The 19,751-nt window shown below is 73.8% G+C and carries 16 protein-coding genes and 1 riboswitch; of the genes, 11 read left to right on the forward strand and 5 right to left on the reverse strand.

Going from position 1 to position 19,751, the window contains the following annotated elements; genetic code table 11:
• Nucleotides 1–117: 117 nt before the first annotated feature.
• Both AC3A5R_RS10115 and AC3A5R_RS10120 read left to right on the forward strand, forming a co-directional pair.
• Nucleotides 118–867 (forward strand): hypothetical protein, encoded by a 750-nt coding sequence (locus tag AC3A5R_RS10115; protein WP_487620638.1) that lies wholly within the window; start codon nucleotides 118–120, stop codon nucleotides 865–867.
• Nucleotides 868–1,088: 221 nt separating this feature from the next.
• Nucleotides 1,089–2,621, forward strand: a complete 1,533-nt coding sequence (locus AC3A5R_RS10120) for a S8 family peptidase (RefSeq protein WP_487620639.1) — start codon at nucleotides 1,089–1,091, stop codon at nucleotides 2,619–2,621.
• A 189-nt stretch (nucleotides 2,622–2,810) separates the two neighbouring features.
• Here AC3A5R_RS10120 and AC3A5R_RS10125 read toward each other — a convergent pair whose 3' ends face one another.
• A complete protein-coding gene (locus AC3A5R_RS10125; RefSeq protein ID WP_487620640.1) occupies nucleotides 2,811–4,244 on the reverse strand; it encodes an MFS transporter in 1,434 nt (477 codons plus the stop codon).
• Nucleotides 4,245–4,281: 37 nt separating this feature from the next.
• Here AC3A5R_RS10125 and AC3A5R_RS10130 point away from each other — a divergent pair, with 37 nt between their 5' ends.
• The 3 genes from AC3A5R_RS10130 (at nucleotide 4,282) to AC3A5R_RS10140 (ending at nucleotide 6,898) form a co-directional block, all read left to right on the forward strand.
• Nucleotides 4,282–5,289: a pirin family protein gene (locus tag AC3A5R_RS10130; RefSeq protein WP_487620641.1), complete on the forward strand. Its 1,008-nt coding sequence runs from the start codon at nucleotides 4,282–4,284 to the stop codon at nucleotides 5,287–5,289.
• A 17-nt stretch (nucleotides 5,290–5,306) separates the two neighbouring features.
• Complete coding sequence (locus AC3A5R_RS10135) at nucleotides 5,307–6,323, forward strand: zinc-dependent alcohol dehydrogenase family protein (RefSeq protein WP_487620642.1); 1,017 nt, start codon at nucleotides 5,307–5,309, stop codon at nucleotides 6,321–6,323.
• Between the two features lie 191 nt (nucleotides 6,324–6,514).
• Nucleotides 6,515–6,898 carry an iron chaperone gene (locus AC3A5R_RS10140; protein ID WP_487620643.1) on the forward strand — a complete coding sequence of 128 codons (384 nt, stop codon included), beginning with the start codon at nucleotides 6,515–6,517 and terminating at the stop codon, nucleotides 6,896–6,898.
• A gap of 27 nt (nucleotides 6,899–6,925) precedes the next feature.
• Here AC3A5R_RS10140 and AC3A5R_RS10145 read toward each other — a convergent pair whose 3' ends face one another.
• Nucleotides 6,926–10,198 (reverse strand): alpha-mannosidase, encoded by a 3,273-nt coding sequence (locus tag AC3A5R_RS10145; protein WP_487620644.1) that lies wholly within the window; start codon nucleotides 10,196–10,198, stop codon nucleotides 6,926–6,928.
• Nucleotides 10,199–10,541: 343 nt separating this feature from the next.
• Nucleotides 10,542–10,725: riboswitch (cyclic di-AMP (ydaO/yuaA leader) on the forward strand.
• Here AC3A5R_RS10145 and AC3A5R_RS10150 point away from each other — a divergent pair.
• Entirely contained in the window at nucleotides 10,725–11,579 is an 855-nt protein-coding gene (locus AC3A5R_RS10150) for a CHAP domain-containing protein (RefSeq protein ID WP_487620645.1), read from the forward strand. (Overlaps the previous riboswitch by 1 nt.)
• Nucleotides 11,580–11,681: 102 nt before the next feature.
• On the opposite strand, the gene AC3A5R_RS10155 is transcribed toward AC3A5R_RS10150, so the two are convergent.
• From AC3A5R_RS10155 to AC3A5R_RS10165, 3 genes are read right to left on the reverse strand one after another with little or no spacing between them, the layout of a single operon-like run.
• On the reverse strand, nucleotides 11,682–12,257 hold the full coding sequence (locus AC3A5R_RS10155) for an N-acetyltransferase family protein (protein ID WP_487620646.1): 576 nt from the start codon (nucleotides 12,255–12,257) through the stop codon (nucleotides 11,682–11,684).
• 9 nt (nucleotides 12,258–12,266) lie between these two features.
• Nucleotides 12,267–13,184 (reverse strand): potassium channel family protein, encoded by a 918-nt coding sequence (locus AC3A5R_RS10160; protein WP_487620647.1) that lies wholly within the window; start codon nucleotides 13,182–13,184, stop codon nucleotides 12,267–12,269.
• Nucleotides 13,185–13,243: 59 nt separating this feature from the next.
• On the reverse strand, nucleotides 13,244–14,176 hold the full coding sequence (locus AC3A5R_RS10165; RefSeq protein WP_487620648.1) for a CHAD domain-containing protein: 933 nt from the start codon (nucleotides 14,174–14,176) through the stop codon (nucleotides 13,244–13,246).
• A gap of 107 nt (nucleotides 14,177–14,283) precedes the next feature.
• Here AC3A5R_RS10165 and AC3A5R_RS10170 point away from each other — a divergent pair, with 107 nt between their 5' ends.
• From AC3A5R_RS10170 to AC3A5R_RS10190, 5 genes are all read left to right on the forward strand, one after another.
• On the forward strand, nucleotides 14,284–15,297 hold the full coding sequence (locus tag AC3A5R_RS10170; RefSeq protein ID WP_487620649.1) for a S1C family serine protease: 1,014 nt from the start codon (nucleotides 14,284–14,286) through the stop codon (nucleotides 15,295–15,297).
• Nucleotides 15,298–15,408: 111 nt separating this feature from the next.
• Nucleotides 15,409–16,566: an AAA family ATPase gene (locus tag AC3A5R_RS10175; RefSeq protein ID WP_487620650.1), complete on the forward strand. Its 1,158-nt coding sequence runs from the start codon at nucleotides 15,409–15,411 to the stop codon at nucleotides 16,564–16,566.
• Nucleotides 16,545–17,585, forward strand: coding sequence for a DUF58 domain-containing protein (locus tag AC3A5R_RS10180; RefSeq protein WP_487620651.1), 1,041 nt, complete (start codon nucleotides 16,545–16,547; stop codon nucleotides 17,583–17,585). The genes AC3A5R_RS10175 and AC3A5R_RS10180 overlap by 22 nt, the downstream gene beginning before the upstream one ends.
• Nucleotides 17,582–18,562 (forward strand): vWA domain-containing protein, encoded by a 981-nt coding sequence (locus AC3A5R_RS10185; protein ID WP_487620652.1) that lies wholly within the window; start codon nucleotides 17,582–17,584, stop codon nucleotides 18,560–18,562. Before AC3A5R_RS10180 ends, AC3A5R_RS10185 begins: the two co-directional genes overlap by 4 nt.
• Nucleotides 18,563–19,732, forward strand: coding sequence for a VWA domain-containing protein (locus tag AC3A5R_RS10190; RefSeq protein ID WP_487620653.1), 1,170 nt, complete (start codon nucleotides 18,563–18,565; stop codon nucleotides 19,730–19,732).
• Nucleotides 19,733–19,751 lie beyond the last annotated feature (19 nt).

Raw genomic sequence — 19,751 nt, forward strand, 5'->3', positions numbered from 1 at the left:
GACGTTTCAGCACATGTCTCGTCCCGACCCCGGAGCAGCGCGGATCAGGGACGGCTCGGGGGTCGGTCGGGGTCGACCCCGATGGGCACGAGGGCCGGCGGCCACCACGCTGGGACCATGACGACGACCACCCTGCGCCCCCAGCCCGTCGCGGTCCACCCGAGCCGCACGGTCGCGCGCACCACGCTCGCCACGCGCCCCATGACGGGCGCGGACCGCACGCCGCCCGGCGTCGTCACCGCCACCTCGCCCGCACCCGACCGCGGCCGGGTGCTCGCCTTCGTCGCGCCCCTCGTCCTCTTCGCCCACGGCATCCTCGTCTGGGTCCTCGGCCTCGGGTCTCCCTCCGCGACCGCCCTGGCCGGCGCCGGGACCCTCGGCGCCGACGGCGACTCCAACGGCACCGTGTCGCTCGCGGTGGGCGCCACCCTCGACGGCGCCGACGTCGAGCGCCTCGCGCCGGTGGTGTCGGGACTGACGCTGCTGCTCGCCACTGCAGCGTTCTGCTGGCTGGTCGCGGCGCTCGCGGCCCGTCTGGAGCACCTGCGCGTCGGCCCCCCGGCCACCGCGCTGGCCGCCTTCGGCGTCGGCGCCACCGCGGCGGTCTGGCTCGGCCAGACCACGGGTCTTCTCGGCGCGACGCTGCCCGCAGCCCTCGTCGTCGGCGGTCCCGCGTTGGTGGCCGTCGGTGTGGCGGCGGTGCTTGCGGCCCTCACCCTCGAGGGCCGGCTGCCGGTCGGCTCCGCCGCCCTCGCCGCGGTCGGTGCCGTCGCCGTCGCCCTGCCGTGGGGCCTGTTGCCCCTCGGAGCTCTCCTGCTGCTCATCGCGCTCGCGCCGCTGACGCGTCCGGCACGCGACGCCGCGTGAGACAACCCGCCGCCTGGACGCCTCGCGCCACGTGACGCCTCGAACCGGCTGACACGTGAGCCTCGGCGCGAGCGGCGTCGGTCGGTGGACAGGACAGCCGGACCGACGCGGGTCGGCAGAGCCTTCGACGCGCGCGACCGCTCCCGGCGCGTGACGATGTCCCCGACGCCCCACCCAGGCGCCGCAGGACCCACTCACACTCACCCCCAGGAGCTCAGCACATGCGAAAGCCCACTCTCCGGCACCGCGGCCTCGTCGCGGCTGCATCCCTCGCGGTCGCGGCGGCCGCAGCGGTCGGCGGTTCTGCCGCGGCCTCGACGAGCGCTGACGAGCCGACGTCGACGCCCGTTCCGATCAGCACGCCCGACGGCCGGCTCATGAGCTACGTCGTCAACGCCCGCATCGCCAACCCCGGCCAGACGCGTCTCGTCGAGAAGGCCGTCGAGGCCGCGGGCGGCGTCGTCGTCCAGTCGTGGCCGCAGATCGGCGTCGTCGTCGCGCACTCGAAGGTGTCGACCTTCCGCGCCGACGTCGTCGCCAGGGGCGGTAACGCCGTCGACTCGGTCGGCGCCACCCGCACCGTCGAGGTCACCGAGGGCACCCCCGAGTCGGCCGGCGCGTCGTGGGGGCGCGGCGCGTCCGACTGGAAGAAGGGCGCGAAGAAGGACTGGAACGGCGACGTCGAGGCCGACCCGGCCCCCGCGGCGACGACCGACCCCCGCGAGTCTGAGCAGTGGGACCTGCAGATGATCAAGGCCGACCAGGCCCACAAGATCACCGACGGGTCGCGCAACGTCCTCGTCGGCGTGCTCGACTCCGGCATCGACGCCGACCACCCGGACCTCGTGAAGAACCTCGACGTCGCGGACTCGGTCAACTGCACCGACGCCGGACGCCCGTCGAGCACCGGCTGGGAGCCGACGACGAGCGACCACGGCACCCACGTGGCCGGCACGATCGCGGCGGCCCGCAACGGCGTCGGCATCGTCGGCGTCGCGCCCAACGTGCGCCTCGCGTCGGTCAAGGTCGTCAACGACGCCGGGTTCATCTACCCGGAGTACGCGGTGTGCGGGTTCGTCGAGGCCGGTCTCAAGCACATGGACGTGACGAACAACAGCTACTACGTCGACCCGTTCGAGTTCTACTGCGAGGACCAGCCCGACCAGTACGCCGCCAAGGAGGCCGTGCGCCGCGCGGTCACGTGGTCGACGAAGCAGGGCGTGGTGCACGTGGCCGCCGCGGGCAACTCGGCCCGCGACCTCGCGAACAAGTCGTCCTTCCACGACACGACGAGCCCCGACGACCAGCCGAAGTCCGGCCAGGTCGACCGCACGCTCAACAGCGGCTGCGAGGACATCCCGACCGAGCTCGACGGCGTCGTCACGGTGTCGTCGCTGGAGAGCGTGCCGACGGGCTCGCAGACCAGCCGGCTCTCGGGCTTCTCCAACAGGGGCCTCGGCAAGATCGACGTGGCCGCCCCGGGCTCGCGCATCCTGTCGACCGTCGTCGCGAACAACGGCTACGGCCTCAAGAGCGGCACCTCGATGGCGTCGCCACACGTGGCCGGCGTGCTCGCGCTCATGAAGTCGGCGCACCCGTCGTGGACGCCCGCGCAGATGATCGAGAAGCTGCGCCAGCAGGCCGACGACAAGGCGTGCGGCACGACGACGAGCGGCCCGGTGTGCACCGGCCCGGTCGAGGACAACAGCTTCTTCGGTGAGGGTGTCGTCGACGCCCTCGACGCCGTGAGCTGACGCACCACCTGCACGCCCGAGGAGGGCCGGTCCGCCTCGGCGGTCCGGCCCTCCCTGGGTCTCCCACCGTCCACATCACCCGTCGAGTGAGCACCCCGTCACACGGGCCCCAGGCGCCCCACTCCGGTAGGTCGAGTGAGCAGTCGGTCACTCCTGTCACGTGACGGGTGTGACTGCGTGCTCACTCGATCAGGACGTCGGTCGGACTCCTGCGTGGGAGCGACCGACGCCGCGGACGGTGCGGACGAGCAGGACGAGGGCGACGAGCTGGCTCACCGCGACGACCACGACGAGCCAGGGCAGCGACCGGTCGTAGAGCCATCCGGACACGAGCCCGCCGACGACGGCGAACGCCCCCTGCACCCCGGCGAAGACGCCGTAGGCCGTGGCCCGCCGCGGCGCCTCGACGACCTCGGCGACGAGCGCCTTGACCGTCGAGTCCTGCACCCCGTAGGCCAGCCCCCACACGGCCACGCCGACGAGCACGAGCGGGAGCGACCCCGTCAGCGCCAACGGTGGGACGAGCGCGACCAGGACCGGCACCGCGAAGAGCACCGCACCGCCGAACCGGTCGTAGGCGACGCCGACGACGAGCGCAGCGAGCGCCTCGACGCCCATCGCGCCGGCGTAGACGATCGGCACCGTGGCCACGGGCACGAGGCCGCCGACCGTCAGGTGGTAGCCGATGAGGCCGAACGTCACGAGCCCCGCCGTCGTCAGGCCGGCCGCGAGCGCGTACCGGAAGAACGACCGCGGCAGCCCGGCCCCGACGGCGTCGGCGAACCAGCCGCGCACCCCTGCGACGATCCCTCGCCGTGCCGGACCCGACTCGGCGACAGCGGGTTCCGCGGCGCGGACGGCGTCGGTTGCTGGAGCGTCGGTTGCTGGAGCGTCCGTTGCTGGAGCCTCGGTGGTCGACGTGCGGGCGGCTGACGCGTCGGGCGTCGACGCGTCAGCGGCCGGGGGGTCATACGCGGCGGGGTCGGGCACGCGGGAGCGGATGATCGCGAGCAGCACCATCGCGACGACGCCGGGGATCGCGAGCACGAGCATGCCGGGCCAGATCGTCCCCGCCGCCGCGACGACTGCCGCGACGAGGAGCGGCCCGGCGAACGCCCCGACCTGGTCGAGGGCCTTGTGGACGCCGAAGCCGCGACCGCGCCCCACCGCGGTGGCGACGTGGGCGAGCAGGGCCGACTTCGACGGGCTGCGCACCGCCTTGCCGGCCCGCTCGAGGAGGATGAGCACCGAGGCGAGGGCGAGACCGGCACCACCGACGAACGGGGTGACGGCGAGGAGCGGCACGCAGACGGCCGTGAGCCCGTAGCCGACGATGGTCAGGGCCCAGTAGCGACCGGTGCGGTCGGCGAGCGGGCCGAAGACGAGCCGCAGCACGAGCGCCATGGCCTCACCGGCGCCGGTGACGAACCCGACGACGACGGCCCCGGCGCCGAGCGAGGCGAGCAGCGGCCCGTACATCGAGCGCGCACCCTCGTAGACCATGTCGGCGGCGAGGCTGACGAAGCCGAACCACCAGACGACGCGCCAGGCCGACCACCGCAGCGCCGGCCGGGTTCCGGTCACGGGTGGGGTGGTGGCGTCGGGTCGGGCCGGCTCGGTCATGGTGGGCAACGTAGCAACGTCGCCTTAGCCTGATCCGGTGAGCAACCCGGACCGCTCCCCTGACGAGGTCACCTGCGAGCACCGCGACGCGGATGCCGGTTCCGTCCCCGGCACCGGCCCCGTCGTGCTCCCCTACCGCGACGTGCCGCTCGGCGGTCCCCGGGCGATGCCGGTGCGGCGGAGCCTGCCGCAGCGCGAGCGCTCGCTCATCGGGGCGTGGTGCTTCGTCGACCACTACGGCCCCGACGACGTGTCGGCCACCGGCGGCATGGTCGTGCCCGGTCACCCGCACACCGGCCTGCAGACCGTGTCGTGGCTCTTCTCGGGCGAGGTCGAGCACCGCGACACCACCGGCGTCCACGCGTTCGTGCGCCCCGGCGAGCTCAACATCATGACCGCCGGCAACGGCATCGCCCACTCCGAGTACTCGACGCCCGGCACGACGACGCTGCACGGCGCGCAGCTGTGGGTGGCCCTGCCCGACGCGAGCCGGTTCACGGCGCCGGGGTTCGAGCACTACGCGCCGCCGGTCACGAACGTCGACGGCTGCCGCGTCCTCGTCTTCCTCGGGTCGCTGTTCGGACAGACGTCGCCCGTGTCGATGCACTCGCCACTCGTCGGCGCCGAGGTGACCGTGCCCGCCGGACGCTCCCTGGACGTCGCCCTGGACGAGACCTACGAGCACGGGTTCCTCTGTGACACAGGGACGCTCACGGTCGGGACCGCCACGGCCAAGGCCGGCGAGATCGTCTTCCTGCCGGCGGGGACCCGACCGGTCACCCTGACGGCCGGCGACGAGGACACGCGCCTGCTCGTGCTCGGCGGCGCCCCGTTCGGCGAGCAGGTCGTCATGTGGTGGAACTTCATCGGCCGCAGCCATGAGGAGATCGTCGGCTTCAGGGAGCAGTGGCAGCACGAGCGCCAGGCCGCCTCCGATGGCGCGACGCCCGACGCCTCGGCCCGCTACGGCACCTTCCCCGACGCCTGGGAGCACACGCTGCCGGCGCCCGGGCTGCCGAACCTGCGTCTGCGCTCGCGCGGCTGACTTGGAAGGATGGGGCCATGCGCGCGACGACGATCCACGGCCCCGGCGACATCCGACTGTCCGACGTTCCCGACCCGACCATCGAGGCCCCGACCGACGCCGTCGTGCGCGTCACGGCCGGCTGCATCTGCGGTTCCGACCTGTGGCCCTACCGCGGCGAGAACCCGATCCGTGAGGGCGCGACGATCGGCCACGAGGCCGTCGGTGTCGTCGAGGAGGTGGGCTCCGAGGTCAGGGACTTCAAGCCCGGCGACTTCGTCGTCATCCCGTTCTGCCACTGCGACAACACCTGCCCCGACTGCCTGGCCGGCGTCCAGTCCGCGTGCCCGAACGCCGACGGCACGGCGAGCGGTCAGGCCGAGCTGACCCTGGTCACGCAGGCCGACGGCAGCCTCGTCAAGACCGACGCGATGCCCGACGAGCGGTTCGTGCCCTCGCTGCTGGCGCTGTCCGACGTCATGGCCACGGGTTGGCACGCGGCCGTCGCGGCCAAGGTGGCGCCGGGCTCGACGGTCGTCGTCGTCGGTGACGGCGCGGTCGGCCTGTGCGGCGTCATCGCCGCCGAGCAGCTCGGCGCCGAGCGGATCGTCGCGATGTCGCGCCACGAGCCGCGCCAGGCCCTGGCCCGCGAGTTCGGCGCCACCCACGTCGTGGCCGAGCGTGGCGACGAGGCCGTGGCAGCCGTCATGGACCTCACCGGCGGCATCGGCGCCGACGCCGTCCTCGAGTGCGTCGGCACCCACCAGTCCATGGACACCGCCTTCCACGTCGCTCGCGCCGGCTCGACCGTCGGCTTCGTCGGCGTGCCGCACGGGGTCGAGCTGCCGTTGCGCCGGATGTTCGTGCGCAACATCGGACTGGCCGGTGGCATCGCGCCGGTGCGCAGCTACCTGCCCGACCTCATGGAGCGGGTCCTGTCCGGCCGCATCGACCCGGGCAAGGTCTTCGACCTGACGCTCCCGCTCGACGAGGTCGCCGAGGGCTACCGGGCCATGGACGAGCGGCGCGCCGTCAAGGTGCTGCTCCAGCCGTGAGTCCCTGGCCGGCCCGCGGGGAGCGCTACGGGACAAGGTCATTCGCGCGCTGACACCTGAAGTTCACGTATTCGTCGTTTTGCTGGGGTTTGGTGGCGAAATGCCCTCTTACTTTGCGGTCACCCCATTCGGCACATAAAGTCGCAGACATCCCCCCGACAATCGGTCCGATTACTGAGTGAGGACCAGGTTTGGCCCCGAGATTCGCGTCCGTCGATGACTACATCGCCTCCTATCCCGAGGAGACGCGCACTCAGCTCGCGAGGGTACGCACGGCGATCCGCACGGCGGTGCCCGACGCCCGCGAGAAGATCAGCTACGGCATGGCCACCTTCGTCCTCGAGGGCAAGCCGCTGCTCTATTTCGCCGGGTGGAAGAACCACGTCGGCGTGTACCCCGTGCCCACCGGCGACGCCGCCTTCGAGGACGCCATCCGGCCGTTCCGTCGGGCCAAGGACACCGTGCGTTTCCCGATCACGAAACCGGTGCCCCTCGACCTCGTCGCGACCATCGCGCGGCTCTGCGTGAAACGTGCCGCCGAGCGCGAGCGCGAGGAGCAGTCGCAGTCCGGCTGAGTCGGCGGGCAGGACAGTGTCGGCGGGTCAGCCTCGAGAGGTCAGCGTCGGCGTCAGGCGCAGCGTGACGATCCGGAACGGCCGCAGCCGCAGGCGGATCGCACCGATCGGGGCGTCGACGCTGGTGCCGGACTCGATGGCCTCTTCGACGACCACGAGCGACTCGCGGCCCTCGAGCGCGGCCGATCCCGTCTCCTCGAGCAGGTCCGTCTCGACGACGCGCTGGACCGGGAACCCCGGCACGAGCGTCACGTCGCGACGCCCACCGAGGGCCTCGTAGAGCCGGACGACGACGTCGCCGCTGCCGTCCTCGGCGAGCTTGACCGCCTCGACGACGCACCCCGGGTCGTCCACCGCGACAAGGGGCCTCGCCGACACCGGGTCGCTCTCGCGTCCCTCGGGCAGGGCGCCGAGGAGCGGCAGGTGCATCGAATACCCGTGTGCGACGGCCTCGGCGACGTCGGCGCCCGGCACGATCCCGAACCGTACGACGTGCTCGCCGACGACCTCGGAGGCGTCCGTGTCGGGGTCGGGGAACGACGGCGAGCGCAGCAGGGTCAGGCGCACCGTCGTGACCGGCTCGCCCGACGCGTCCACGCCACGGCGCACCGCGTGCCCGTACGTCGACTCGTTGACGACGGCCAGGCCCCAGCCCTCCTCGCCGACGTGCAGCCAGCGGTGGGCGACCATCTCGTGCCGGGCGGCCTCCCACGACGTGTTCTCGTGGGCCGGCCGGCGCAGGTGGCCGAACTGGATGTCGGCGGTGCTGTGCGGGGCGAGGACCGGCACGGGCACGTAGGCGGCGAGGGCCCGCTCGCTCTCCCGCCAGTCGACGCGCACCTCGACGTCGACGCGCGGCGAGTCGGCCGTGACGGTCGTGCGCTGGACGTACGTCGACCGCCCGACGCGTCCGCGGGCCTCGACGACGACTCGGAGCGGTCCAGCCTCGACGACGCGGGCGGCGTGCGCACCCTCCCCGCCGGACGCGGCGGGCACGTGGGGCGTCACGTCGGGGGACGTCCACGTGCGGGCGTGCGGCTTGTCGATGTCCCAGGCGTCCCACATCGCCGGAACGTCGGGGTGCAGGCGCAGCTCGGCAGCGCGCGCGCCGGGCGGGAGCGCGTCGCGGCCGCCGTGGCGCAGGTCGAGCAGGCGCTCGATCGAGCCGTCGGGCGCGACGGTGACCGACACGAGCCCGTTGGCGACGGTGAGCCCGTCGACCTCCACGGGGTGCTCGGGCTCGACGCGCCGGCCCCCGACGGAGAGCGCCGGCACCTCGACGAGCGCCACCTCGACGAGCGCCACCTCGCCGCGGACGCCCCCGATGCCGCCGACGCCGACCTCGTCGACCTCGACGACCTCCCGACGCGGCAGCGGCCCGGCGTTGAGCAGCCCGGGATGCCGCGCGTCGTCGCGCGAGTCCTCAGGCAACTGCTCGGCGGCGCCCCCGCCTGCGAGCAGGTCGAGGGCCTCGGCGACGAGCGCCCGCAGCTCGGCCGTCAGCCGCGCGAAGTCCTCGCGGGCCTCGCGGTGGACCCACGCGATGGCACTCCCCGGCAGGATGTCGTGGAACTGCAGGAGCAGCAGGCGTTCCCACACGAGGCGCAGCCGCTCGGCCGGCCAGTCGCCGAGGCCGCGCACCGCGACGAGCGTCCACGCCAGCTCGGCCTGGCGCAGCAGCGCCTCGCAGCCACGGTTGCCGGCCTTCATGGCGCGCTGGCTCGTCAGGGTGCCGCGGTGCAGCTCGAGGTAGAGCTCGCCGGCCCACGTCGGGGCACGATCGGCGTACTCCTCGCGGACGGCGTCGAAGAACGAGGACGCCGTGCCGACCTCGACGGCCGGCGAGCCCTCGAGCGACCGCAGCCGCCGGGCGCGCTCGAGCATCTCGCGCTCGGGACCACCACCGCCGTCGCCGAACCCGAACGGGATGAGTGCCCGCCGGGACCGGCCCTTCTCGAGGTGCTGGCGACCCGAGCGGTGGACGTCGGCGCCGCCGAGCTTGCTTTCGTAGGTGTCGGACGGCGGGAAGTGCGTGAGGATCCGGGTGCCGTCGATGCCCTCCCACCAGAAGGTGTGGTGCGGGAAGGTGTTCGTGTCGTTCCAGCTCAGCTTCTGGGTGAGGAACCACGTCGCGCCCGCGAGCCGCGCGATCTGCGGGTAGGCCGCCGCGTACCCGAAGGAGTCGGGCAGCCAGACGCCTTCGCAGCGCCGGCCGAGCTCGCGCTCGAAGAACCGCTGGCCGTGGAGCAGCTGGCGCACCAGGGACTCACCGCCCGGCATGACGCCGTCGGCCTCGACCCACTGGCCGCCGACCGGCTCCCACGTGCCGGCCTCGACAGCGGCGAGGATGCGCTGCCAGATCGCCGGGTGGTGCTCCTTGGTCCACGCGTACTGCTGCGCCGACGAGCAGGCGAAGACGAGCTCGGGGTAGTCGGCCGCGAGGGCCGTGACGTTGGCGAAGGTGCGCGCACACTTGCGGACCGTCTCCCGCACCGGCCAGAGCCAGGCCGAGTCGATGTGCGCGTGGCCGACCGCGGTGAGGCGCTGGGCGCTCGTCACGGCCGGAGCCGCGAGCACCTCGGCCAGCTCGGCCCGGGCCGCCCCGGCGGTGCCGTGCACGTCGTGGACGTCGAGGACGGCCAGGGCGTCGTCGAGCGCCGCGGTCACCTCGAGGCGTCGGGCGTCGCGCTCGGGCAGCTCGGCGGCGAGGTCGACGAGGACGTCGAGGTCCATGGCGAGGCCGAAGACCTCCGGCTCGAAGACGGCGACGTCGATGCGGCCGAGGACGTAGCGCGGTTCGTCGCCGGCCGTGGCGAGGTCGCCGAGCCCGGTCGGGCGGAAACCGTGCTCCATGACGGCCGGGTTGCCGGCGGCCTCGAGGTGCAGGTGGATCGGTTCGCCACCGGTGGCGTCGGGCGTGACGCGGTGCCAGCGGTTCATCGGGTGGATGCCCTTGAGCGGCGTGCCGGCGGCGTCGTGGAGCAGGCCCTCGGCCTGGAAGCCGGGCCCCTCGCCACGGAACCCGAGGTCGACGACCACCTCGACGCACTGCCCGGCGAACGCGTCCGGCACCGCCCCGGTGATCTCGAACCACCACGTCGACCACGGCTCACCCCACGGCGTGCCCGGCCCGACCGGCTCGTGCGGCGCGGTGAGCGCCTCGGCGACCGGCACCGGCTCGCCCGGCGCGCGCCACGCCGACACCGCGAGGGGCGTCCGGTCGCGGTGGACCGCCGGCAGGACGTGCTCGGCGAGCACGCGACGGGAGCGGGCGAGCACGTGCGCGCTGTCGTCGAACACGCGTCGACCCTAGCCAGCGTCGAGACGTCATGGGCCGTCCAGGACCCGCTCGACCGGCGCGGCCGCCCGCTCGCCGATGGCCGCTCGTCGGCCGGGCCTGGTAGCCGACCCGGAGGCGCGGCGTGATGGAAACGCGGAGAGGGGAGTGTGACCCCCGTCACATTCAGTCGTCGGTAAAGCCGAGGTAAAGGCCACCCATGCACTCATTCACGGACGAATGCGACGCGCCCCCGTTACCTCGGCGTGACATTGCCCGGTTGAGTCGTCTACAGTTCCGGGAGTCCGGCCCCCCTGGCCGGGCGCGTACGAGGTGGACCGCCTAGTCCTGTCACCGCCCCGGACGTGAGATCAGACCTTGTGACAGGAGCGGAGGAACCACGCGTTTCTCCGGGCGTCCGGCACCACGACTCCGGACGTCCTTGGGGTGAAGTACCCACCCGGGCCGAGCACAACACGCGGCACGGGAGGGAGCCGGGCACCTTTCCGCCCGAACCCGACAGCTAACTTCGTAGGCGCGGAGAGGTACATGAAGACTGAGAACATCCGCGGGCGCCACCGCGCGCCAGGACGCCACCACCCCCTCAACGAACTCAAGCTTCTCGCCCGTGAGTCGGCTCAGCCGGCCATGAAGGGCGCCGCCATCGTCGCGGCCACCGGCGGCATCCTCGCCACCTTCGCGGGTCCTGCCAGCGCCGACGAGGCCAAGGCCGCCAACGGTGCGGTCACCGCTCTCGGCTCCCCCGCCGTGGTCGGCCCGGCCGCCACGCGAGCCGCTGCTCCGTCGACGGCCCTGTCGAAGATCGGCTTCCAGCCGCAGGTGCAGCAGGCCGTCGCGCAGCGCACCGCGAAGGCCAAGCCGGCCGTCATCGAGGACGTCGTCGTCGCGAAGGCCCGCCAGGCCGCCGCCGCCGACCGCAAGGCCGCTGCCGAGCGCGCCTCGCGAGACGCCTCGCGTCAGTCCCTGGTGAGCAGCACCGTCTCGGTCAAGTCGAGCAGCAACGGCTCGGTCCCGAGCGCGTCATCGGGCATGCGCGCCTCCTCGAACTGGGCCACCCCCGGCCAGTGCACGTGGGGCGCCCTCAACAAGTGGTACCAGTCCGAGGGCTACTACCCCGGCGGCTGGACCGGTAACGCCATGGAGTGGGCCTCCGGCGCCGCGCGGGCGGGTTACACCGTCAGCGGCACTCCGCGCACCCGCTCGATCGTCGTCATGCAGCCCGGCGTCAACGGCTCGAGCAGCGTCGGGCACGTCGCCTGGGTCACCGCCGTCAACGGCAACCAGGTCACCATCATCGAGATGAACGCGATGGCCGGCCCGTACAACTACAACACCCGTACCGTCACCAACATGTCGGGGATGAAGTACATCTACGCGCCGTGACCTGAGCGGTGCGCCCGCGAGAGAGGGCGGGGACGACCACCCGGTCGCCCCGCCCTCTCTGCATGTCCGAAGCCCCCCGGGGGGAGGTCCTGCCCGGCCTGCTCAGTGCGGCTCGGGCGGCGGCTGGGAGCCCGGGTGCGGCTCGCCGAGGAACCGCTGCACCCACGCGACGTCGTGCCACGCGCCGTTCTTCCAGCCGACCCTGCGGTAGGTGCCGACGGGCTCGAACCCGAACGACGCGTGGAACCGGTTGCTCGCCTCGTTCGGCTGGGCGATGCCGGCCGCCGCCATCCGGTAGCCACGCTCGGTGAGCCGCTCGAGCAGGGCCGTGTAGAGGGCCCGACCGCCGCCACTCCCGTGCCACTCGGGGTCGAGGTACACCGACACCTCGCAGGACCAGCGGTAGGCCGGGCGGGCCTTGAACGGGCCGGCATAGGCGTAGCCGACGACGTCGCCGCCCTCCTCGAGGACGAGCCAGGCGTGCGTCGCGACGGCGGCCTCGATCCTGGTCGCCACCTCGGCCTCGGTCGGCGGCTCCAGCTCGAAGGTGATCGCCGTGTCGAGGACGTACCGCCGGTAGATGCGCGCGCAGGACGCGGCGTCGGCGCCCGTGGCGTCACGCACGACGCGGCTGGCGCGGCCCGGACCTGGTGGGCGCTGCGGGTTCTCGGTCGGCATGCCGCGATGCTAGGGCGCGTCGCCCGGCCGCCCGCCACCCGGCCGGCCCCCACCCCGCTGACCGCCACCCGGCTCGGCCTCAGTCGACTGCCCACCGCTCGGCTGCTCGCCGGCCTGATGCTCGCCGGCCTGATGCTCGCCGGCCTGATGCTCGCCGGCCCGATGCTCGCCGGCCCGATGCTCGCCGGGCTGCTGCTCGCCGGGCTGCTCCTCCTCGGACAACCAGCGCCGCCGGCGTCGGTTGCTGCCCGGCGCCTCGGCGGCGAAGCGGGACACGACCATGGCCACGAACGTCACGAGGTAGACCTGCCCGATGACGGCCTCGGACATGGCAGCGAGGCGCCCGACCTCGGTGACCGGCACGAAGTCGCCGTAGCCGAGCGTCGCGATCGTCGTGAGGCTGAAGTACATGTAGACGGTCGAGGAGACGTTCTCGCCGAAGTAGTGCACGTCGGGCGTCCACGCGTCGATCGTCTGGAAGAGCAGCGAGTAGGCCACCGCGAGCTGCAGGTAGGCGGCGACGGCGCCGAGGACGGTCTGGAGGGTCACCCGCTGGTGCCACACGAGCCGGCCCGCGCAGAGGACCGGCGTCACGAAGGCGGCGAGGCACCAGAACGCGTCGGGCTGGATCGCGGCGGGAGGCCGCGCGGCCCCTGGCACGGACTCGAAGAGGATGATGACAAGGTTGCCGAGGACGCTGAGTCCGACGAACCAGTCCATGAGCCGGCACATGCGTCGGGACGCTCCGGAGGCGCGGGTGGCGACGACGAGCGCCGCACCGGTGACCGCGTGGGTGATGAACCGGCCGGTGTAGGAGAAGCGCACGTCGACGAGCGACTGCGTGACGATCGCGACGAGGACGAACAGCAGCACGAGGTCGAAGCGGTCGAGGAGCGCGACTCGGCGGCGACCGACGGGCTCGTCCATGGCTGCCTCCTGCGTCCGGTGCGAGGCCTGCGCTCCGAGAATAGGCGCCGGTGCGTGCCTCAGACCCCGGATCGGCGGCGGAGGCGTCGGACCGCGACCTCGGCCACCTCCTCGAGGCGCAGCGCCTCGGCCTCCTCCAGGGCGTGGACGCGGCCGACCGCGAAGGCCGTCGCGGCGTCGCCCGTCGTCGCCAGCTCGGCGACCGCGACCCTCGTGGCGACGGTGTCGTGGTGCTCGCCGAGGACCTCCTGGACGTGCTCGGCGGCCTCGGCGATGCGCAGGACGCGACGCCCGGTGACCGGCGCTGCGGCCTCGGCCGCGTAACGCAGGCGCTTGGCCGCCTTGCGCGCCTCGTGCAGCAGGGCGGCGCGGCCGTCCGTGTCGGGTTCGGCGAGCGCCTCCCGGGCGAGACGGTCGAAGCGGGTGGCCTCTCCGCGGATCCGCCGTCGGGCGACGCCTCGGGCCGGGGCGGTGGCCCGTTCGGTCAGGGGCGGGTCGGCGGCCAGGGCCTCGAGGGCCGCGAGGGCCGAGCGGTAGCGCCGTGAGGTCAGGACCTCCACGACGCGGGGGCGTCGGCTCTCGAGGTCCTGCTCGAGGGCCCGCGTCAGGGCCCGGTGCCCCCGACGGGCGAGCCCGGTGCCGGCGACACCGGCCGCCGCCGGTGCGTGGGCGGCCACGCGTTCCAGGACGACCTCGGCGTCCCGCACCCGGCCCAGCTCGGACGCCGCCCACTGCAGCTCGGCGCGCAGCGGCTCGGTGCGGGAGGCGTCGACGAGCGGGCGGAACGTGGCGAGGGCGCTGCGGGCCCGCCGCATCGCGACCCGGAGGTCGTGGACGTCGGGTGCGCCGCCGCCCGGCCCCTCGGCGGCGCGGACCGCCCGGACCTGCTCGGCCAGCCACCAGCGCAGCAGCTCACCGGCGGGGTCGTCGCGCCCCGGACGCCACCGGTGCCCCGCGTCGGGCGGGTCGGGGACCGCTGGCGGTGGGGGCACAGGTCCTGTCTACCCTCACCGGGCGCCGGCGGACCGGTGAACCGACTGACCTGTGAACCGTGGACAGACGCCTGCAGGGTCGCGGGTGCGGAACGTAGAGTCGAGAGGTGGCACGGGTCACCGATCCGCCGAAGGTGCATCCGGCCGGCCCCCTCGGTGCCGCGCCGTCGGCGTCCACGCCCGGCGTCACGCCGCAGCCCGGACCTCCGCCTGCGTCTCCCTTCCCGTCCGCGTACGCGTCGCCGCTCATGTCGCCGTCGATGGCCCAGCCTCCGGGCGCGCAGCCCGCGGACCCCGACCCGGCACCCGAGCCGACGCGCCGGTTCGCCCGGCTGCGCGGCCTGCCCCGACGCGTCTGGGTCGCGGTGCTCGTCGTGCTGCTCCTCGCCGGCGCGGGACTCGCCTACGCACTGACCCGGCCCCCCGAACCGCCCGCCCTGACCCAGCGCGACGTCGACGCGAGCGTCCAGCGCGGGCTCCAGGCCTACAGTGAGGAGCAGGCCGCCGCACCCGCCGACGCCACCAGGGCCCACCGCGCGATCGAGCCCTCGCTCGTCGTCGTCTCGACGCGGACGACGACGTCGACGGGCACCGAGGAGGGCACCGGCGCCGGTGTCGTCGTCAACGACGCCGGCACGGTGCTGACGGCCAACCACGTCATCGCCGGGGCCGGCACGATCACCGTGCGGTTCGCCGACGGCACGAGCTCGCCCGCCCGGGTCCTGAAGAGCCAGCCGGAGAACGACATCGCCACCCTGGTGCCGACGCAGCTACCGGGCACCGTCGTGCCGGCCGTCCTCGGTGGCGGTGTCCAGGTGGGGGCGCCGGTCTTCGCCGTGGGGCACCCGCTCGGGCTCACCGACTCGCTGTCGGCCGGTGTCGTGTCGGCGCTCGACCGGACGGTCACGGTGCCGGACGGGCGGCACCTGCAGCACCTCATCCAGTTCGACGCCGCCGTCAACCCGGGCAACTCGGGCGGCCCGCTGCTCGACAAGGCGGGTCACGTCGTCGGCATCGTCACGGGCCTCGCGAACCCCACCGACCAGGCGCTGTTCGTCGGCATCGGCTTCGCCGTACCCATCGCGACGGCCGGCAGCGCGGCCGGGAGCCCACCCCACTGAAGTGCCCGACCAGACCCGTACGACCAGACCCATACGACCAGACCCATACGACCAGACCCATACGACCAGACCCATACGACCAGACCCATACGACCAGACCCAGGAGACAGCATGGACGACCAGACCCGCCCGGCCTCCGGGCCTGCTGCCCCGACACAGTCGGGACCCGAGACCACACCCGACGCCACACCCGACACCACACCCGACGCCACACTCGAAACGGCGTCGGACACCCTGGCCGACCACCGGCTCCTCGAGCAGGCCCTCTACGAGGTCAAGCGGACCATCGTCGGGCAGGACGTGCTCCTCGAGCGGATGGTCGTGGCCCTGCTCGCGCGCGGCCACCTGCTCGTCGAGGGCGTGCCGGGCCTGGCCAAGACGATGGCCATCAAGACCCTGGCGGCCACGGTCGGTGGGGAGTTCCAGCGCATCCAGTTCACCCCCGACCTCGTGCCGGCCGACCTCGTCGGCACCCGGATCTGGAACCAGCGCGACGGCGAGTTCCAGGTCTCGCTCGGACCGGTCTTCGCCAATCTCGTCCTCGCCGACGAGGTCAACCGCGCGCCGGCGAAGGTGCAGAGCGCCCTGCTCGAGGTCATGCAGGAGCACCAGGTGACGATCGGCCGCCAGACGTACCCCGCGCCCGACCCGTTCCTCGTCATGGCGACCCAGAACCCGATCGAGTCCGAGGGCACCTACCAGCTTCCCGAGGCGCAGGTGGACCGCTTCATGCTCAAGGTCCTCATCGGATACCCTTCCGCCGCAGAGGAGTTCGTCGTCGTCGAACGGCAGATCGCCGCAGCGGCCCGGACGGTGCAGGTGCTCGACCCGGACGTGCTGCGCCGCTTCCAGCACGAGGTCGACGAGGTGTACGTGGACCCCGCCGTCATCGAGTACGCCGTACGGCTCGCGTCGGCCACGCGCAACCCGGCGTCGGTCGGGCGCGACGACCTGTCGCGGCTCGTCACCTACGGGGCGAGCCCCCGCGCGTCGATCAACCTCGTGCTCGCGGCACGGGCACTGGCCTTCCTGCGCGGGCGCGACTTCGCCCTGCCGTCCGACGTCCACGAACTCGCGCACGACGTGCTGCGCCACCGCGTCGTCCTGTCGTACGAGGCGCTCGCCGAGGACCTGTCGGCCGACCAGGTCCTCGCGCCGATCGTCGCCGCGGTCCCGGTGCCGGCCGTGCCCGTCCGCGAACGGCTCACGGGCACAGGCGCCCCCATCGGCGGCGCGGAGGACTCGTCATGGGCGCAGCCCCAACCCTGACGCCGGAGCGCCTGCTCCGTCGGCTCGAGTGGCGCGTCGTGCGCCGCCTCGACGGCCTGCTCCAGGGCGACTACCGCAGCCTCTTCAAGGGCTCGGGCCTCGACTTCACCGACCTGCGCGAGTACGAGCCGGGTGACGACCTCAGGCACGTCGAGTGGAACGTGACGGCGCGCCTCGACGAGCCGTGGGTGCGCGAGTACGTCGAGGACCGCGAGGTGACGGCGTGGCTGCTCCTCGACGCGTCGCGCTCGATGGGCTTCGGCCCGGCCGACCGCAACAAGGACCTCGTCGTGGCCGAGGTGGCCACGACGCTCGCCCACCTCCTGACGCGCGGGGGCAGCCGCGTCGGCGCCGTCGTCGTCGACGCGGGGGTCGAGGCCGTCGTGCCACCCGGGTCCGGACGCACCCAGGTGCTGCGGATCGCGGGAGCCCTGCTCGCGCGTCGAGCGGCGCACGACGCGGCCGATGCGGCCACGACCGCGACAACCTCCGCAACCTCCGCCTCCGAGTCCACCGAGTCCACCGGCGAACGACGCCGAGGCCGGTGGCGGGCGCGGGGCCGGCGAGCTGCTCCGACGCGTCCCGAGCCACCTGGGGTCACCGACCTCGGCGCCGGCCTGCGGGTGGTGGCCGGGCTCGCGCGTCGGCGCGGGGTGGTCGTCGTCGTCAGCGACTTCGTCAGCACGCCCGGCTGGGACGCCGAGCTCGGGCGGCTCGCCCGTCGCCACGACGTCGTCGCGATGCGGGTCAGCGACCCCCGCGAGCACGACCTGCCGAGCATCGGCACGCTCTACGTCGAGGATCCCGAGACCGGTGAGCAGATCGTCGTCGACACCGACGACGCGGCGTTCCGGGTGCGGGTGCGGCAGCTGGCCGACGAGCGACGGGTCGAGCTGGAGCGGCTGACGCGCCAGGCCGGAGCCGACCTGCACCACGTGTCGACCGACGAGGACCTCGTCCGTGCCCTCGTGCGCATCGCGGCCCTGCGGCGCCGGCGGATCGGGGCGCGCCGACGATGACGCTGACCTGGCCGTGGATGCTGGTGGGGCTCGCGGTCCTGCCGGTGCTCGTCGTCGCCTACCGGCGGCTGCTCGCCGGTCGGGCGGCCCGCGTGCGCGCCATGGCTGCCGAGGGTCTGGTGCTCGTGGAGCGGCGCGACCGGCTCCGGCACCTCGGCCCGGCCCTGCTGCTGGCCGCCCTCGCGCTGCTCGTCGTGGCGCTCACCCGTCCGGTCGCGGCGGTGGCCGAGCCGCACCGGGAGGGCACGGTCGTGCTCGCCTTCGACGTGTCGAACAGCATGGCCGCCGCCGACCTCAAGCCGACGCGGCTCGAGGCGGCGAAGTCGGCGGCGCGCGGGTTCGTCGCGAAGCAGCCGCCGAGCGTCCGCATCGCCGTCGTCGCGTTCGGCAGCAACGGCGTCGTGACCCAGCGCCCGACCGACGACCGGTCGGCGGTGCTCGCGGCGATCGCCCGCCTCAAGCCCCAGAGCGACACATCGCTGGCCGGCGGCATCCTCGGCGGCCTGAGCGCCATCGCCGGCCGGCCGATCCACGCTCCGTCCGACACCGAGAACGGCGCGAGTGACGAGACGCCGATCGGCTACTACGGCGGCACGGCGATCGTCCTGCTCACCGACGGGGAGAACACATCGGGCGCCGACCCGCAGGGCCTCGCCGACCTCGCGTCCGCCGCCGGGGTGCGGATCGACCCGGTGGGGCTGGGGACGCCGGCCGGCACGGTCATCGAGGTGGACGGCTTCAGCATCGCGACGGCGCTCGACGAGTCGGCGCTGCGACGGATCGCCGACACCACGGGCGGTACGTACCGGCGCGCCTCGGACGCGGCCACCCTTGCGGCCGTGTACGACTCGATCCAGCTGCAGTGGACGACACGGTCGGTGCCCCACGAGATCACCTCGCTCGTCGCCGGGGTGGCCGCGCTGCTCCTGCTCGCGGGGGCGAGCGTCACGGTGCTGCGGCAGGGGCGGGTGGTCTAGGTGTCCTTCGGCCAGCCGTTGCTGCTGCTCCTCCTGATCGCCGTGCCGGTGCTGCTCGGGGCGTACGCGTGGCAGCTGCGGCGTCGGCGGCGGCAGGCGGTGCGCTTCCCGGACGTCGCGCTGCTGCGGGCGGCGGGCGCCACGCGTCGGTCGTGGCGTCGGCACGTGCCCGTGGCGCTCGTGCTCGGCGCCCTCGCGGTGCTCGGGGTGGGCAGCGCCCGCCCGACGGTCGAGGCCGACGTGTCGGCGTCGAGCTCGACGATCATCCTGGCCCTCGACGTGTCCGGGTCGATGTGCGCGACCGACGTGACGCCGAACCGGCTCAGCGCGGCCCAGGCGGCGGTGCGCGACTTCGTGCAGCACCAGGACGACGCCACGAAGATCGGGCTCGTCGTCTTCTCCGGGTTCGCGCAGCTCGCGGTGCCGCCGACCGACGACCGTGACGCGCTGCTCGAGGCGATCGACGGTGTGACGACCGGCAGGGGCACGACGATCGGGGCCGCGATCCTCCGCTCCGTCGACGCCATCGCCGAGCTCGACCCGAACGTGCCGCCGAGCGACCCGGTGGACGGGCCGTCGACCGACGGGGCCGGCACGCCGGCCCCCTCGGCCCCGACGCCCGCGCCGTCGTCGCCCGGTGACGGCCCCGACGGGCCGGGCGGCGCGACCCGGGTGGCCCCGGCACCGGAGATCGTCGTGCTGCTCACCGACGGCGCGAACACGCGCGGGGTCAGCCCGGCCCAGGCGGCCGAGCAGGCGGCGGAGCGGGGCGTCCGGGTGTACCCGATCGGGTTCGGCACCCGGAACCCGACGCGCCTCGCCTGCACCCTCGACCAGTACGGCGGACTGCCCGGGCCCGGTTTCGGGCGCGACGTCAGCGGCGGCTTCGGGTCGCGCGGGGTCGACCTCGGCGGGCGCAACTTCCTCATCGTCGACGAGGCGGCGCTTCGTGGGGTCGCCAGGACGACCGGGGGCGAGTACTTCGCGGCGCAGGACACCGAGGGGCTGACGAAGGTGCTCGCCAACCTCCCCAAGCACGTCACGGTCACCCACCGCGTCGTCGACCTCAGCGCAGCCTTCGCGGCGCTCGCGGCGCTGCTGCTCGTCGGTGCCGCGTGGGTCTCGGTGCGGCAGGGTTTCGGAGGGGCGCGGCGTCCACCGCGCGGCTGACGCCCGACGCCCAGCGCCT

The organism is Intrasporangium sp. Soil_C_50 (assembly GCF_057656595.1).

Excerpts from the sequence above, each read along its gene's own strand:
- AC3A5R_RS10115 (WP_487620638.1), top strand. The coding sequence starts at position 118 with ATGACGACGACCACCCTGCGCCCCCAGCCCGTCGCGGTCCACCCGAGC.
- AC3A5R_RS10120 (WP_487620639.1), top strand. The coding sequence starts at position 1,089 with ATGCGAAAGCCCACTCTCCGGCACCGCGGCCTCGTCGCGGCTGCATCC.
- AC3A5R_RS10125 (WP_487620640.1), bottom strand. The coding sequence starts at position 4,244 with ATGACCGAGCCGGCCCGACCCGACGCCACCACCCCACCCGTGACCGGA.
- AC3A5R_RS10135 (WP_487620642.1), top strand. The coding sequence starts at position 5,307 with ATGCGCGCGACGACGATCCACGGCCCCGGCGACATCCGACTGTCCGAC.
- AC3A5R_RS10150 (WP_487620645.1), top strand. The coding sequence starts at position 10,725 with ATGAAGACTGAGAACATCCGCGGGCGCCACCGCGCGCCAGGACGCCAC.
- AC3A5R_RS10155 (WP_487620646.1), bottom strand. The coding sequence starts at position 12,257 with ATGCCGACCGAGAACCCGCAGCGCCCACCAGGTCCGGGCCGCGCCAGC.
- AC3A5R_RS10160 (WP_487620647.1), bottom strand. The coding sequence starts at position 13,184 with ATGGACGAGCCCGTCGGTCGCCGCCGAGTCGCGCTCCTCGACCGCTTC.
- AC3A5R_RS10175 (WP_487620650.1), top strand. The coding sequence starts at position 15,409 with ATGGACGACCAGACCCGCCCGGCCTCCGGGCCTGCTGCCCCGACACAG.
- AC3A5R_RS10180 (WP_487620651.1), top strand. The coding sequence starts at position 16,545 with ATGGGCGCAGCCCCAACCCTGACGCCGGAGCGCCTGCTCCGTCGGCTC.
- AC3A5R_RS10185 (WP_487620652.1), top strand. The coding sequence starts at position 17,582 with ATGACGCTGACCTGGCCGTGGATGCTGGTGGGGCTCGCGGTCCTGCCG.